Annotated in this window: 5 protein-coding genes; 3 read left to right on the top strand and 2 right to left on the bottom strand. The window is 69.5% G+C overall.

Annotation, left to right across the window (positions count from 1 at the left end; translation table 11 throughout):
* Window positions 1–184 precede the first annotated feature (184 nt).
* From ACIQV3_RS32730 to ACIQV3_RS32720, 3 genes are all read left to right on the top strand, one after another.
* A complete protein-coding gene (locus ACIQV3_RS32730; protein ID WP_403718671.1) occupies window positions 185–8113 on the top strand; it encodes a ricin-type beta-trefoil lectin domain protein in 7929 nt (2642 codons plus the stop codon).
* Between the two features lie 62 nt (window positions 8114–8175).
* Window positions 8176–8424 (top strand): hypothetical protein, encoded by a 249-nt coding sequence (locus tag ACIQV3_RS32725; protein ID WP_403718669.1) that lies wholly within the window; start codon window positions 8176–8178, stop codon window positions 8422–8424.
* 512 nt (window positions 8425–8936) lie between these two features.
* The gene (locus tag ACIQV3_RS32720) at window positions 8937–9203 is read left to right on the top strand and encodes a hypothetical protein (protein WP_403718666.1); all 267 of its coding nucleotides are present in this window, start codon (window positions 8937–8939) and stop codon (window positions 9201–9203) included.
* Between the two features lie 1051 nt (window positions 9204–10254).
* On the opposite strand, the gene ACIQV3_RS32715 is transcribed toward ACIQV3_RS32720, so the two are convergent.
* Window positions 10255–10425, bottom strand: coding sequence for a hypothetical protein (locus tag ACIQV3_RS32715; protein ID WP_403718663.1), 171 nt, complete (start codon window positions 10423–10425; stop codon window positions 10255–10257).
* A 3-nt stretch (window positions 10426–10428) separates the two neighbouring features.
* Window positions 10429–16521 (bottom strand): DNRLRE domain-containing protein, encoded by a 6093-nt coding sequence (locus ACIQV3_RS32710; protein WP_403718830.1) that lies wholly within the window; start codon window positions 16519–16521, stop codon window positions 10429–10431.
* Between the last annotated feature and the right edge of the window lie 502 nt (window positions 16522–17023).

Here is a 17023-nt window from a genome sequence, read left to right as displayed (position 1 = left end):
CCTGCGCGTCGCTCGGGCCTAGATTCAACGTCGCTCAGCCCGAGGGCTGTTGGGGCCGAGCGAATCAAAGATTGGCTGCTGACCGTTTTGGTCGAGCTTTCTTCGCGATATCTGGGGGATCTTCTTGCTACGCAAGTCCCAGGCCTCGCCCGCGTTCGCGGGTGGGGCCTTTTCGACGCGCCGCATGCGCCGGATAGCCGTTCTCGCGGCATTCGGTCTGCTGCTGGAGACCGGAGTCGTGCTTGACGCGGCCGCGGTTCCGGCGGCGGCAGCCGCGCCGCAGGCAGCACCAGCTGCCGCGTCCAACCAGGCTCCTGATGAGGCGTCGGCGCTTTTGTCGGCGCGTCTGCAGGGGCATCGGGTGGAGGTGACCGGTGCTCGTACGGAGACGGTCACGCTGTGGGCCAATCCCGAGGGCACGCTGACTCAGGATCAGGCCACGGGTCCGGTCCGGATGCGGGTGGGGGAGGCGTGGGTACCTGTCGACACCACGCTGACCGTGACCGCCGACGGCAAGGTGGCACCCAAGGCCCACCCGGAGGGTCTGGTCTTCGAGGGCGGGGACGCCTCGGTCACGGTGGGCGACAAGCTGCCGGGCACCGCCGCACCTTCGCCCGCCGCCGCGCCGACCGCGTCGGCATCGGCCACCCCGTCGACTGCCCCGCACCCGACCGGAAAGGCGAGCGGCTCGGCCTCGGCCAAGCCCGGTCCTTCCGCCTCGGCCCCGGCGCCGTCCGCGAGCGCGTCCGCGTCCGCGAACGCCGGCCGTGCTTCCCGCAGCGTGCTGAGGGCCACCGAGCCCCCCGCCCCGGCCGAGCGCGAGCTGGTCAAGGTCCGCGCCGGGGACCGGGAGCTGAAGTTCGGCTGGCTGGGCAAGCTGCCGAAGCCGGAGCTGGAGGGCAGCAAGGCGACGTACGTCAACGCCCGTCCGGGTGTCGACCTGGTGCTGGAGGCCACCCGTACCGGCTTCGAGCAGTTCCTGGTCGTCAAGGACCGCGCCGCGGTGTCCCAGGCCGGCACGCTGACACTGCCGCTGGACGCCACCGGGATGAAGGCGGTCCCGCAGGCGGACGGTTCACTGCAGCTGGTCGACAAGGCGTCCGGGAAGGCCGAGCTGAAGATCCCGGCCCCGGTGATGTGGGACGCGAAGCTCGATGCGGCATCCCAGGAGCACCTGAACCGGGCCCCGGTGAAGATGGAGGTGCGTGGCGAGGGGGCGGACACCGAGCTGGTGTTCACTCCGGACGCGGCGTTCTTGACGGACGCGAAGACCCGGTTCCCCGTGACGATCGACCCGGTGGTGGACGTGGGCACGACCTACGACACCTACGTGCAGACCAATCAGAACAGTGACAACTCCTCGTCGACCGAGCTGAAGCTCGGCAGCTACGACGGCGTGGTCAAGGCGCGGTCGTTCATGACGATCCCGGGCAGCCCCATCAACGGCAAGCAGATCCTGGGCGCCTCGCTCAACCTGTACAACTTCCACTCCGCGTCCTGCGGCGCCAAGCCGTGGGAGGTGTGGAACGCGGGCGGTGCGAACGGGTGGTCACGCTGGAACGACCAGCCGGCCTGGGGCAACAAGTACGCGACGTCGACCGAGACGTACGACGCCGACGGCGGCGACTCGTACCAGTGCCTGAACGGCCAGGGCAACGCCTGGGCCAAGGTGGACGTCACCGGCCTCATCTCGTATTTCGCCGGCGCCGGTTCCGCCGACTACGGCATCGGGCTGAGGGCCACCGACGAGGGCAGCAGCCTGTCGTGGAAGAAGTTCAGCTCGGCTGAGGGCGTCGCCCCGCCGTACCTTTCCGTCACCTACAACACGATTCCGGTCACCCCGGCCGGCGTGGACGTGCTGCCGGCCCAGCAGGGCAACCCCCGCCACACCTCCTCCGGCAATCCGACGTTCCAGGTCCACTCCAACGACGTCGACGGCGACCAGCTGAAGGTCTTCTTCGACCTGTGGCGCGGTGGCACGTTCGTGGGCAGCATCGCCAAGGACACCCCCAACGGAGCGGTGGCCTCGGTGAAGGCCTCCGACTACGGCATCGCCCGGCTGGACGAGGACGTCCAGTACTCGATCTGGGCGATGACCGATGACGGCAAGGCCCGCTCGAACTGGGTCGGCACCAACGTGGTGGCGGACACCGTGAAGCCGGGCGCCCCGTTCGTCACCTCGCCCGACTATCCGGCGGACGGCCTGTGGCACGGCGCGGCGAACGCGCCGGGTTCCTTCACGTTCAGCCCGCCGGCCGGTACCACCGACCTGGTGGCCTTCGTCTACACCCTGGACGGCGCCGCACCGCTCACGCTCGCGGCGACCGCGGCCGTCACCACGTCGATCACCCCGGCGAACGAAGGCCGCCGCACGCTCAAGGTGCAGGCCAAGGACCGGGCGGGCAACCTCTCCGACCCGGTCACCCACGCGTTCCAGGTCGGCAAGGCGGGCATGGGCTCGCCCGTCGACGGCACTCAGGCCGCCAAGCGCGTCAAGCTGTCGGTGGACGCGCAGACCCAGTTCACCCGGGTCCTCTACCAGTACCGGCGCGGCCCCGGCGCCACCGAGTACGCGGTGCCGCGGGCGAACATGACGAAGGCCGACAACACGCCGGTCCTGGAGGACAAGCCGCGACTGACCGACCTCGGCACACACGCGAACTGGTCGGTGCTCGACACCCTCGGCGTCGGCGGCGTGGTCCAGGTTCGGGCTCTGCTGTTCACCGAGAACGACAGCAGCGGCGGCTACGCCACGGCGTGGAACACCATGACGGTGGACCCCAACGCCGACGGCGCGGCCGGCTCTCCGGTCGGCCCGGGTTCGGTGAACCTGCTCACCGGTGACTTCTCGACGGATGTCACGGACGCGGAAGAGTTCGGCATGTCGGTCGCGCGCACCGCGTCCTCGCGGGGCGCGGACCGGGGCTGGCAGCCGCAGGGCGAGCGTCTGACGGCGAACCAGCGGCAGGTCGGCATCGACCTGAACGGCTTCGCCGCCGGCCAGGCGGACCTGGCGCGTTCCACCACCAGGGGGCACGACAGCTCCACCGACTCGCTGCTGGTCAAGCCCGCCGCTTCCGGGTGGGACTCCTACGCCGCACTCGGCCCCGAGTACACCCTGGGCCAGGGCATGAAGCCTGGCCGTACCTACCGCCTGACCGGCTGGATCTACGTACCCGGCGCGACCGGGCTCAACCCGGATCACGCCGGGCGCGGCCTGCGCCTGGTCGGTGTCCACAGGACCCCGGGCGGATACGGCGAGGTCGCTTCCGCGAAGGCGGGCTTCACCGACGCCTGGCAGCATCTGATGCTGAACTTCACGGTTCCCGCGGACGCCACCGAGGCCTGGTTCCGGCTCTACAACGGCTTCACCGGCGGCTCGGGCAAGGAGGTGTTCTTCGACGACCTGTCGCTGAAGGAGATCGTCGCGCCGTTCGGTCCGCAGTGGTCCGGCGGCGCGGACGCGGGTACCGGATCCGAGTACCGTGCGCTGTCGTTCCCGCAGTCCGACCTGGTCGAGATCAAACACAACGACGACTCGACCCTGACCTTCGCCAAGGGCGCCGACGCGAGCTTCTTCCCCGAACCGGGCGCGGCGGCCCTCACCCTCAAGGCCGTCGCCGGCACCTCCGGCGCGCTGGTCAACTCCTCCGGCCGCTGCCTGGAGATCCCCGACGGCAGCTCCTACAACGGAGCGCCCGTCGTCTCCGCCGCGTGCACCAACGGGACCAACCAGATGTGGACCCGCGATCAGGCACAGCGTCTGTCGATCCTGGGCCGCTGCCTCGACAGCCCCGGCGGCCAGACCGGCGACAACGTGGCGATGGTGCTGTGGGACTGCCACGGCGGCGCCAACCAGCGGTGGGACATCCGGGCCGACGGCATGGTGTCCAACCAGGAGACCGGCAAGTGCCTGGACTCCTATGGCGGTGCGGCGGGCACCCGGGTGGTCGTGTGGACCTGCTGGGCGGGTCCGAACCAGATCTGGGACGTCCAGACCACCGGCACCACGTACGTCCTGAGCGACCTCGACGGCAGCAGCACCACCTTCGCCCGCCAGGCCGGCTCCAGCATCTACCAGGTGATCAGTGAGACGGGGGCCGAGGCCGCCTCCACCACGCGCTACCAGTACGACACCACCGACGGCCGCTCCCTCGTCAAGCGGGTCATCCCGCCCGTCGAACGGGGCGTGGACGACACCAACGGCTGCACCGTGAACCCGCTGCCGCGCGGCTGCGAGGTCATGGAGTACGACTACGCCAGCGCCACCACCGCCACCCCGGGCACCCCGGGCGACCACCTCGACCGGATCCGCTCCGCCAAGGTGTGGTCCTGGAACCCGGCGACCTCCCAGCAGGAGGCCGTCGAGGTCACCCGCTACGCCTACGACGACAAGGGCCGCCTGGCAGAGGTCTGGGACCCGCGCCTGGCCACCCCCCTCAAGATCCGCTACACCTACGACGGCTCGGGCCGCGTCACCAAGATCTCCCCGACCGGTGAACTTCCCTGGTTCCTCGACTACGGCAAGGCCAGCGCCACCGACCCCGAGGAGGGCCGGCTGCTGAAGGTCCGCCGCCAGAGCCTCGCCCCCGGCAGCAAGGACCAGGTCAACGGCGAGATCGCGACCAAGGTCGTCTACGAGGTCCCGCTGACCCGCGGGGCCGGCGGCCCGTACGAGATGTCCGGTGCCGAGGTCGCCAAGTGGGCGCAGACCGACGCCCCGACCGACGCCACCGCGGTCTTCGGGCCCGAAGACGAGCCCGGCACGCACGCCGCGACGGCCAGTACCCCTGGCAGCGGCGGCTACAAGGCAGCCTCCGTCCACTACCTCAACGCCTCCGGGAACGAGGTCAACACCGCCTCCCCGTCCGTGACGGAAGACGGGGACATCGACACGAGCGAGTACGACCGCTTCGGCAGTGTCATCCGGAGCCTGGAGGCCACCAACCGCTCCATCGTGCTGGGCAGGCACCCGCGCTCCGCGGAGTTCGTGGCCGAGCTCGGCCTGCCCACCGCCTCGGTGGACCGGGCCCGGATGCTGGACTCCCGTACCACCTACACCCCCGACGGCCTCGACGTCCTCGAAACCCTCGGACCGGTCTACAAGGCCAAGCTCGCCGAACCGATCACCGGCCAGAGCGCGCCGACCGCAGTGACCTGGGAAGCCGAGAAGCTCCCCCAGCTCGGCAGTGACCGCGCGACCATCCAGACCGACAACAACGGAGGCGGTTTCCTCTGGTCCGGCGGCGCCCAGCTCGGTGTGCGCGGCACCGAGGTCGGGGCGTTCGACTCGATGCGGGTCACCGTCCCCGAGGAGGGCGACTACGTCCTCAGCGGCCAGCTGACCAAGACCACCGACCACGGAATCATCCAGTGGTCGATCAACGGCACCAACCTCGGTTCGCCGCTCGACACCTACGCCGCCGACGGTGCCATCGCACCCTTCACCACGGGCCAGGCGGTCCACCTCGCCCGCGGCGACCACGAACTGCGGCTCACCGTCACCGGCACCAACCCCGCCACCGGCGGCGAGCGCTACCACGCCGGCATCGACACCATCACGCTGACCAAGACCACCGTCAACCCGTCCCTCGCGGTGGGCACCGACGTCCTGGTCCGCGACCACAACACCAACACCTACGACGAGAACAAGCCCGACGGCCAGGCGTACCACCTGCTCACCACCACCACCGACGGCGCCCGCCTGGAGGGCTACGCCGACGACGTCGACAAGCGCGTCACCAAGAACGGCTACGACGCCCCCATCGGCGGCACCTCCGGCTGGGTGCTGAAGACCCCGACCTCGGTCACCACCGACGCCTCCGGCACCGCCCCGCTGACGGCGACCATCAAGTACGACGCCGCCGGCAGGGCCTGGGAGTCCCGCAAGCCCGGTGGCGGCAGCACCGACGCCACCACGGTCAAGACCGTCTTCTACATCGCCGGCCCCAACCCGGACGATGCGGCGTGCGGCAACCGCCCCGAATGGGCGGGCAACCCGTGCGTGACCTTCGCGGGCGGGCCCGTCACCGGCGCCGACGCCGCGCGGATGCCGACCACGCTGCCGGAGAAGCGGATCACCCGCTACTCGCGGTTCGGCGAGGCCGAGGAGACCACCGAGACCAACGCCGGCAAGACACGCAAGAACGTCACCGTCCACGACGGCGCGGACCGGATCGTCTCCACGGAGATCACCTCGGACGAGGGCCTGGCGCTGCCGAAGGTCACCACCGAGTACGACCTGGCCACGGGCGACTCGGTGAAGACCACCGCCGGCGGCAAGTCCCTGTCCCGGACGCTGGACGCCCTCGGGCGGCTCATCTCCTACACGGACGCCGACGGCGGCACGACCACGACCGAGTTCGACAAGTTCGGAAAGCCCGTCAAGGTCGCCGACCCCACCGGATCCACCACCTACACCTACGACCGGGCCAAGGAACCCCGGGGCATGGTCACCTCGATCAACGACAGCGTCGCCGGTGAGTTCACCGCCACGTACGGCCCCGACGGCCAGCTGACCGAGCAGACCTACCCCGGCGGCATCGTCAGGAAGGACACCACCAACGCCACGGGCGCGGCGACCAGCCGCACCTACACCCGCGCCTCCGACAACAAGACCGTCTGGTCCCAGAGCATCGACGTCACCACTCAGGGCGCCGTCGCGAAGGACACCAGCTCCACCTACACCAAGTCCTACACCTACGACCGCGTCGGCCACCTCACGAAGGCCGAGCAGGACACCGTCGCCACCGGCTGCGTCACCAGGCAGTACGAATTCGACGGGCACTCCAACCGCACCAAGAAGGCCACCTCACCGGCCGCGGGCGGCGGCGCGTGCAGCACCGCCGGCGCCGTCGACGAGGCCCACACCTACGACAGTGCGGACCGGCTCACGGACGCGGGCTTCACCTACGACGCCTTCGGTCGCACCGTCACCACTGCCACCGGCTCGACCAACACCTACTGGGCGAACGACAAGGTGGCCGTCCAGGAGAAGGGGGACACCAAGCAGCAGTGGGCCGTTGACGCGGCCCACCGCCTGACGGCCTTCACCACGTCGAAGAAGCAGGCCGACGGCTCCTGGGCCAACGCCACCTCCAAGCTCAACCACTACGGTGACGACTCCGACGAGGTCCGCTGGACCATCGAGGACACCATCCAGGGCACCCTGACGCGCAACGTCTCCGGGCCCGACGCCGATCTGGTCGCCACCACCGGCAAGACCGGTGACGTCCGGCTCCAGATCACCAACCTGTTCGGCTCGGTGGTGCTCACCACCGACACCGCCCTCACCGCCCCCGTCGTCCTCGACTTCGACGAGTTCGGCATTCCGCAGGCAGGGCAGAACCAGGTCCGCTACGGCTGGCTCGGCGGGAAGCAACGCTCCGCCGAAGCCCTCGACGGCGACATCCTCATGGGTGCCCGCCTCTACAGCCCGGCGCTCGGGCGCTTCCTCCAGATCGACCCCGTCCCCGGCGGCAACGCCAGCCCCTACGACTACTGCACCGGCGACCCGGTCAACTGCACCGACCTCGACGGCAACTGGGGCTTCTCCTTCAAGAAGGTCCTCAACGTCGTCGCCAGGGTCGCCGAAGTCGCCTCCTACATCCCCGGCCCCATCGGAGCCGCCGCAGCAGCCGTCTCCTCGGTCTCCTACGCGGCCACCGGCAACTGGTCCAAGGCGGCAGAGATGACCGCCATCGGGGCCGCCACCCTCGTGGGTGCGGGCCTCGCGGCGAAGGCAGCCATCAGGGCTGTGAAGGCCGTTAGGGCGAGCCGTTCGGCCAAGACCTCCTACCGGGTTTTGAGACTTCAGAACAAAGTCGTCAAAATGGCCAACAAGCGCGGCTACTCGAAGATGAATCACCTTGACGGACCTCTCTGGGGGACCGACGTCTTCCCGAGGCGCGGTCCGGCGAGGCTCAAGAACATCTACATGAGGAACCCCGCGCAGCTGGCGTTGGTGAAATCGAAATTCAAGAAGCGGGACGTCAGACTCGTCAAGAGGTACTTCTCCAAGATTCACAAGGTGTCAATAAAGCGGGGAGTAAGCAAAAACCCGAATGCTCGACCACGAGCCGATTTGATGAAGTACTACCTCCGCAACTGGTAGCGGATCATCCGACCGTCAGGCGGCGCTCGCCGCCTGACGGTCTGCCTGAGATGGAGCCCCTCTTGAATCGCAAGCACGACGTTTTCAGATTTAGAGTCGAGGCCGACTCGCAGCACCCGCTCTTCGTAGTGATCGAGCCGTCCGGAATGGTAATCGAACTCGATGAGGGGGACCACGTAACGGTGGAGCTGCCGGCCGCGCCGGGAATCATGGAGACCGTCATCACTCATTCCCCGGAACGGTTGACGATCAGCGAACCCGGCGGGACCCCCGCCAAGGTGTGGGACTCAAGCGGAAAACAGGTCTGGTAAGACGCCGGCTACTGAGCTGCGGAGGCCGCAGCTCAGTAGCCGCATTGCCCCCACCCAGTCCTCCAAGCCTTCCGAGAAGCAACCCGGGGTCAGGACCCGGCACCCCAGGGCTGAGCACGGCCCCGTCACACCTCCCGAGGCGTGACGGGGCCGCCATCGTGGCGCCGGACCTACGGCACGTGGACCACGCTCGCGTCCGTACCGGCCGCAAGCGAGGTCGGGGCGCGAATACCAGGACGGTTTCCACCCCGGGTTCGGTGCCGCCGGTGGCGAGCAGCCGAGTTCCCGGCCGCGTGCTGATGCGCGCGTACGGCAGGAATGCCGCCGACCACATCAAGCGCAGCGTGGAGGAAGGCCTGGTCCCGCCCCCCCCACGGCGGTACCCGAAACCCACTGGGAGTGGCACGCGCACTACCCCGAGCTCGGCCGGTTCCTGGGCGGGATGGACTCGAAGACCGTCTGATCCAAACCCACCCCTTCAATGAGTTGAGGTGAGGCGACAGGCTGAGCGCATGCGATACGAGGAGAAGGCGAAGCTCACCGCCGCGAGAGTCCTGATCCCGGCGGCCATCCTTGTCGCCTCACCCATGCTGCTGATAGTCGGAGCACCGGTCCGCCGCCGATACCTCCGCTACGTCTACCGAGATGAGTCCCCAGCGGTCCTGGACAAGGAACAGGGCCGAATCAGCGTCCACTGGTTCGTGGTCACGAGCCCACTTCTGGTATGGCTCTGCCGGCCCACAGAGGCACTCGCCCGGCTCATCTCGCGCCGAGGCTGAACGGCAGGTTCAGGCCGGACGCCGCGGCAGTGCTACGGGTTCGAGCCGGCCAGGGTCCGTGGGCGGCGCAGACGTCGCCGACGCCGGCGATGGGGTCGTGCGTGATCATCCACGGGCGCTCGTCGATGGCGAGGTGCCGCCGCCGCTGCCGCCCGCGCTCGTCTTGTAGCCGGGCTGAGGGCTGCGAAGTGTGAGGCCGCTGACCGGCCTGGCTGGGAGGAACTGAGCCCCGTCGATGTCGCGATGATCCAGGCCCGTGGCGTGCACTTTGCGCGCTGACGTTCAGGGGAGATCTCCGACGCGGCGACGACGAAGTCGAATGGCTGCCGGCAGCACGTCCCCTGGATTGACCTGAAAGGGCACTTCTTCCCCCATGAAGGGGGGTCGAGATCCTGCCAGTGCCGATCGGGCAACTGGAGGATCCCGGCTCGCCCGTGAGCGATCCAGTCCTACTGGCCGTCTTGCGCCGCATGGGGGCACCGGCAAACTCGCTCTGACCGAGTACGGCCACCGCCTGGGGACGCCGCTCGGAGCACTCAGACGGTGATCGAAAGGACGTGGCATCGCGGGTCAGGTCGCGGTTGGCTGCGCGAGCGGCTTCAAGTCGGGCTTGACGTTCCTCAAGCGCCCGCGTCAGCTCAACATTGCTCTGTTCGGGCCTGGTGATCCCACTGTTCAGCTCGCCGACGTCGAGGAGCAACCTGGAGTTCAGACAAGTCGAGGTTCGGGGCACGCGCATCAAGCTGATCAAGCGAGCGGGGTCGGAATACGGCCCAACCAAGCGCGACCTCCAGCGAACCCGGAAGCTCCCCAGAACCCGACCATCGGCGGCCACTGCAGCGGTTCAGCGGGCGACCGCGAGGCCTATGCCGCCGAGACCCATCTCGCGATGATCGGGCTGGTCCGCGACCGTTCCGCCCGGCGGGCTGGCCAGTCACCGCCAGACCAGCACCGTACTGGTACTCGTCGGGCAGACTGCCTGCTGATCAGCCATCAGCCATCAGCCAAACCGCCGGGCGGACACCCGCCGACTCGATCGCTCCTCGGGTTGCTACCGCTTGCGTGCTCGCAGGAACGCCATCACGGCGCCCACGAGGGTGAGGCTGATGCCGCCCATGGTCAGCGCGATGGCCGACGTCCCGTGGGTGTACGGCAGGGATGCCGCCAGCACTCCCGCGGTGATCAGGAGCAGCACCGCTCCGCCGATCTCACGTTCACGCATGTCTTACCTGCATCCGTCTCTGTAGCTCGAGTATTGCCCGGGGATCAGACCGGGATACCCGATGGGCCACTTGAGTTTGATGCAACGACGGTAGTCGACCGCCTGCTTGGCGTGCCAGGCGATGACTGCGGCGTTGAGCCAGATCCACTTCAGCAGGATGTGCGCGTTGGAGAAGAGGGCCAGGGCGCCGGCCACGATCGCCGGCATCTCGGACGCCGACTTCATCCGCAGGGTCTCCCGCTTGTTGAAGTAGATCGTTCCGCTGACCCATCCCCAGGAGACCCGCCACATGCCGTTGAGGTCGTACATGTTGACCGGGTCGGCCGGATAGACGTACGGGTTGTCGTTGCCGCCGAGGACCGGGTCCACGGACAGGAAGCGGCCCGTGTCCGGCTTGTAGAGGCGGACGCCCATGAGCGTGAGCCCGGCCGGGGTCTCCGCCGAGCGCTGCTTGGCGCCGAGCCACCCGTAACGTGGCGTGCTGCCTCGGGCGTTGCCGTACTCGTCCGCGTCGTACGCGGTCGGTGCGATGCCGGCGTCCAGTGGCAGGACGAGCGAGACGTCGCCGTGCCGGTTGGTGAGCTGCAGGACGGTGCCGCCGGTCTTGCCGGTGATCGCCGCCAGGTCGCCGCTGGGGGACGTCACGTTGCGGGTGAGCGCGCCGGTGGCGGTGTTCTCGACGACCCAGCGGGGGCTGTCGCAGGAGCAGCTGTAGTGGTTGACCTTGGTGTCCTTGGTGGTCCAGGTGCCCGAGGCGTTCGACTCGGTAATCCACCCGCGCGGCCGTAGTTCGGAGTCGAGCTGCCAGGTCTGACGGTCGGATCCGGTGGTCTGCTGCTGCACGAGGTCGTTGGCGTGGTAGGCGACGGTGCTGCCGGGGACGGCCGTGGTCCGGCCGAAGGCGTCGTAGGCATAGCCCGTGTCGACCTGGCGGTCCGCACTGTCGTAGGTGTACGTCTTCACCGTTCCGCCGGTGGCGGAGCAGGGCGCGCCCGGGGTCCCGGGGACCGTGGTGAGCGAGGTCCGGTTGGACCGCGCGTCGAAGGTGTAGGTGCGGTTGGTGCAGAGGCCGTCGACGGTGTCGTCGGCCTGGACCAGACGGCCGGTGCCGTCGTAGCGGTAGTTCTGCTCGGACCAGCCGGAGTGCCAGTTGACCTGGGCGTGGGCCGTTTCCGTGACGGAGTCGGCGTAGACCACGGTGCCGTCGCTGTCGCGTTTGTAGACGCGGCTGGTGACGGAGCCGGCGCTGTTGCGCTTCTGGGCGAGGCTGTAGCCGCCGGGCAGCGTCTCCGCGCTGACGGCGCCGTTGGCGTCGTACTGAGCCGTGAAGGCGCCCGCGACCGAGTCAGTGATCCGCGTGGCCAGGCCGCGCGGCTCGGCCGTGTCGTCGTAGGTGTAGGTCACCGTCGACGGTACGGAGTCGCTCACCTTGACCGGGCGGTTGAGGGCGTCGTACTCGGTGGTGGTGGTGCCGCCGTCGGCGTCACCGTACGAGACTGTGCGGCCGAGCTTGTCGAACTGGGTGGTGATGGCGCCGCCCGTCGCCGACGAGGTCTTGACGACCTGGCCGGTGGCGGGGTCGTAGGTGGTGGTGACCTGCGGGACGGCGGCGCCGGGCCCGGTCACGGTGGTGACGGTGGTGCGGCCGACCGCGTCGTGCTGCTGGACGGTGGTGCGCGTGGCGCCGTTGGCCGTGTCGGTGCGCTTGGTGACCTGGCCGTAGTAGCCGTACTCGATGGTGCTGTCGGTCACCTGGGCGGGCTGGCCCGCACCGCCGGTGATGGCGCCGGCCGGGCCGTTCCAGCATTCCATGCCGGCCCACTCGGGCCGGCCCTTGCACCAGCCGGTGCCGGTGGCCTGCCAGTAGGCGATGACGCGGGAGGCCGCGTCCTGGCCGGTGCCGCCGGGGGGCACGACGTCGGTGACCCGGCCCTGCGCGTCGTGGGAAATGCTGGTGGTGAGGTTCAGGCCGCCGCTGTCCTTGATCTCCAGGGCGGGCAGACCCTTCGCCCAGTCGTACTGGGTCTCGAAGTGGCGCTTCTCGCCCATGACCGCGTAGTAGTCGCGGACGCGGGCGCCGGTGATGACGAGGGTCACCTGGTCCTTGACGGCGGCGGTGCCGTCGGTCGGGCGGCCCCCGTCGTACTCCTTGACGGTCCAGGGGCGGGCCGGGACGGACGTGCCGGCGGCGACCAGCGTGGTCGTGCCCTCCTTGAGGGGCTGCGTCAGGTCGACGCGGCGCATCGGACCGAAGGTCTCGGTCTCGCGGACGCCGCGGGCGTCGTAGAGCGACTCCTGCGACAGCAGGCGCGCCCGCTCACCGCTGGACAGCGCGGCGAGGCCGAGGGCGGCGAGCTCGGACTGCTCGGCCGGGGTCGTGCCCAGGGCCAGGGCGCGGTTGGCGGCGGTCAGCTGCCGGACGTTGTTGCCGAAGCGGTCGTACTCGGTCGTGGTGATGTGGCCGCCCGGGGTGGCGGTGTTGACCTGCCGGCCCGAGTTGTCGAGGTAATGGACGGTGGCCCGCCGATAGGAGGCGGCGGAGAGGGATCCGCCCGCGTGGGCCGTCGGGACGGCGTCCGGCGGGAGGATCGCGGTGGCGTCGGTGGGGATGTTCTGCTGGCCCCAGCGGCGCACGTCGGCGCTGCCCATGGCGTTCGGCGCGGAAGCACCGGTGAGCGGCACGCCGTAGACGACGGAGGTTACGGAGTTGCCGTCGGTCACGGTGCCGCTGCCCTGCTGGAGGGCCGGGCGGGTGACCTTCAGCAGCATGCCGTCGCTCGGAGCGGTTCCGGCTCCGGCGTTGCCGTAGGTGAAGGTGTACGGCAGCTGCCCGGCGGGCTCGAGCCAGGTCACCCGGCCGCCCCAGTAGGCGTACTGAGTCTCGGTCTGACGGCCCAGGCGCGGGTCCCAGAACTGGCGCAGGCTGCCGTTGTTGTCGTAGCGATAGGCGGCCACGGCGGTCGCGGTGGCGGCCGCTGCCCCGGGCTGGGTGGACCAGAGGCGGATCTCCTTCACCTGGCCGGCGAAGTCACCGAAGTCCGCGTCGCCCGCGGTGCCGGCCGCCGTGGTGGCGGTCGCGTACACGAACTCCAGGGCGCGGCAGCCCTTGGTGGAGGGTGTGGTGCGGCAGGTGGCGACCGGGACGGCCTCGGTCGGAGCGATCAGCAGCTTCGGTCTGGCGAGCTGCTCGGTGCCGGCGGTGACCGTCTCGGAGACGATCGTGGACGTGGAGTCCTCGAGTCCGTCCTTGCCCGCGGTCTGGGCCTGCCAGGTGGTCGCCGCGGGGCCGGGCTTGGCGAAGGTGATGCGGCCGCCCGCGTTGTCCGTCAGGGTGAACGTGCCGGTGAAGGACCCGGTCAGGGTGAGGGCCTCGGCGCCGGGCTCGGCGACCCAGCCGGTGCGGTCGGCGTTGGCGGTGAATCCGATACCGGTGCCGTCGCCCTGGACTACGTCGAGGGCGGTGTCGGACACCTTGCGGATGTGGGCGTGGTCGGAGGCGGGCGCTTCGGCGGCCGTTCCGGACACCCACTCCTTGCCGAAGATGGCCACCTGGCCCTGCTGCCGGGCACCGGAGTCGGGGGTGCGCGAGGAGGCGGTGCGGGACACGGACAGGCCGAAGTACGAGGTGTCGGTGGTGCCGAGGGTGTAGTCACCGGTCAGCAGGTTGACCGAACCGGGGCCGATGGTCTCGGTGGCCGCGCCGTCCGCGTTGCGGTCGACGACGATCGTCAGCGGCTGGGTGGAGCCGGTGACGCCGCCGGGGCCGGTGAAGTCGGACTTGATCTGGACCGTGCCGTCGGGGTCGACGGTGTCCGTGGCGTTCCAGGTGAGCTGCGGGGTCCGGCCGCCGGTCATCGCGACGGGCCAGGCGCCGAGCGCGGTCCCGCCGGAGGTGACGTCGGCGGTCGGGACGGGCACCCAGGGGTCGGCCGCGGAGCGGCGCCACGAGAACGACGCGGAGTCGTACTTTCCGGCCTCGGCCTCGGCCTGCAGCGGGACGCGGCGGGCCGTGCGCACGCCGTCGGCGGGCTGCAGGAAGCCGCCCGGGCCGGCGTGGAAGGTGTACTCGAGAGCCTCAGACTTGTTGTCGGCCTTGTCCGCCGAGCGAACCCGGATCGTGTGGGTGCCGTCCTTCGGAGGCGTCACCGAGATCGCCTTGGAGGCGGTGGCGCCGTCGGTCGCGACCCGGTTCCAGGTCACGCCGTCGAGCGACCACTCGATCCAGTGGTGGTCGGCTGCGGGCGGGGTGACGGTGAACGTGCCGGCCTGCCCGGCGCCCTTGACCCAGGCGTTCGACGGGTAGTCCGTGGAACCGAGGCCGATGGGGGCGGAGGGGGCGGTGGTGTCGACGGTGAACGTCCTCCACGCCGACCAGCCGAGGTTGTAGTGGGCGCCGTCGTACGGCGATGTCCGGAACTTGTACGTCTTGCCGTTCGCCAGCACTCCTGCCGGAACCGTCACCGAGGCGACCTGGCCGGAGGGCACGAAAGCGGAGGTGATGACGTTGCCGACCTGAGTGTCCGTGGCCGCGTCGAAGATCTGGAACGTGCCGTTGACCTTGTCACCGTCCGCGTCGACGAAGGTGTCGCGCAGGGTGGGGGTCACGGTGTTGACCGTGTACGCACCGCCGTAGGAGAAGAACGGCGGACCGGCCTCCTGCTTGGTTCCGGTGCGCGGCCGGTAGTTGTAGGTGACGGTCAGCTTGGGGACGTTGGATGCGGAGTTGGCGGAGTTGACCCGCTTCCACTGCTTGATGTTGTTCTCGTCCGTGGCCCGCAGACCCAGGCTGGAGGACGTCCACTTGTTGTTGGACCAGTGCTGGACCAGGCTGGTGACGTCCGCGTTGATCCAGCCGTCGGGCTGGGAGGCGCAGCCGGGGTTGCCCTTGGTCTCGGTGGAGGTGGCCATCTTGGTGACCATCGCCGGCTGGTTCGTCCAGCGGGAGGCGGTGGTCGGGCCGTTGGCCGTCCATACCTCCCAGGGTTGGTTGACGCAGTCGGTGTTGCCGGAGTGGAAGTTCCACAGCGACAGCTTGGCGTCCGAGATCAGCGCGTCGGCCACCGGCGCGGTGTTCCAGGTGATGAATGAGCGGGCGGTGCGCCAGGTGCCGTCGCCGTTCTTCGTACCCGGGTTGCCGAGGTCCAGCTCGGTGTCATTGGACCAGTCGACCGTCTCGCCCTGCTGGACGTAGGTGTCGAAGAGGTTGCCCAGCGAGGACGTCGAAGGGTCGACGGTCACCGGGTACTTCGTCGCCGGATCGGCGAGGAAGGCGGCGTCGGGGGCGATGACGAGGTCGACACCGCCCTTGGTCTTGACGACCTTCAGGCCGACCTTCGCCCGCCGGGTGTGTTCACCGGAGGCGGCATCCACGGTCGAGTCCCACATGACCGGGGCTGGCATCGTCGCGGTCTTCTGCGACTTCCTGTCGGTGAACAGGATGCTGCCGTCGGCCTGCTGCTCGACCTTCAGGCCCTTGGTCTTCAGCGGCAGCGTGTAGCCGAAGCCCGCCTCGGGCTTGGCCTTGACTTCGACGAACTGCTCGAAGCCGGTACGCGTCGCCTCGACGATCACGTCTGCGCCGGGCACGGCGCTCTCGTACGTGGCGCGGGTGCCGTCCAGCTTCGGCGCCGGCAGACCGCCGCGCCACTGCAGTGTGATCGCCTCGTCGCCGGTGCCCAGCGTCACCAGGTCGGTGGTTTCGGCCGGCTGGGCCCCCTTCAGGAAGGACACCTTCGTGCCCGTCTTCCCGGACAGGCGCAGGCCTTGCGGGTGCGCCTTGGAAGCGACCGAACCGTCCGGCGCCGGCGCGAGGTTCACATCGACGTCCCGCCACTCGCCGGTGGCCGCGTCCTTGAACCGTACGGGGCCGGCGGAGAGGTCGGTGGTGAGCGAACCGTCCTTGTTGACCCAGGTGGTGGAGGACTCGGTCCGTTCCGAGAGAGCCTCCACGCGTATCCCGGAGAGACGCGCGGCGACCCGGGCGGAGGGTATGTCGGCGGCCGAGGTCGCGGGTTGCGGCTTCGGCGCCTGGACGGCGGCCGTCGCGGGACCGGACGCGACGGCGGCCTCGGCTCCGAAGAGCGTGGACACCGCCATGACCAGTGCCAGACCGCCGGCGGTGTTGCGCAGACCGCCTGGTCCGGTGCGTGGTGAACGGGCGCGCCGGAACGGCGCGCCCGTGTTACGGGTAGTCAAGGTTCCCCCAGAGTAAAAGTGATGGCGCGGGTGGGACCCGTGTCCGGATGTCACCCAGGGGGAACCTAAGGCGCAAGAAAAGGCGATCAAGAGGATCTACCCCTAATAGCGGGACGGTTCGCGTGACCACCGTTATCCAACTTTGACCCTACTTACGAGTCACGTTTTCGCAGGTCAGCGACCCGGTGAACCTGCGGTGTACGCCCGGGGTGTGGTAAATGTCCCCGGTGCGCGGGGGAGCATCGCGCGCGGGCACGGACACCAGTAAGCAGCACGCGAAGGAGTGCGTCCGGGAGCCGAGCGCGAAGCACCACCGGCCGTTCACGAGCTCGCCGACTGGAAGCCCTGCTGCCTCCTGGCGGTCGCTCGCCGCCCGCCTCCAGCAGATCGGGGAGACCGACCG

The organism is Streptomyces sp. NPDC099050, from assembly GCF_044759865.1.
GTDB lineage: Bacteria > Actinomycetota > Actinomycetes > Streptomycetales > Streptomycetaceae > Streptomyces.
Note: the sequence above shows the minus strand (reverse complement) of the source record. Positions and strands in the feature narration are given on the sequence as shown.

Coding starts and splice junctions, on each gene's coding strand:
- ACIQV3_RS32715 (WP_403718663.1), bottom strand. CDS start 10,425: ATGCGTGAACGTGAGATCGGCGGAGCGGTGCTGCTCCTGATCACCGCG.
- ACIQV3_RS32730 (WP_403718671.1), top strand. CDS start 185: ATGCGCCGGATAGCCGTTCTCGCGGCATTCGGTCTGCTGCTGGAGACC.
- ACIQV3_RS32720 (WP_403718666.1), top strand. CDS start 8,937: ATGCGATACGAGGAGAAGGCGAAGCTCACCGCCGCGAGAGTCCTGATC.
- ACIQV3_RS32710 (WP_403718830.1), bottom strand. CDS start 16,521: ATGGCGGTGTCCACGCTCTTCGGAGCCGAGGCCGCCGTCGCGTCCGGT.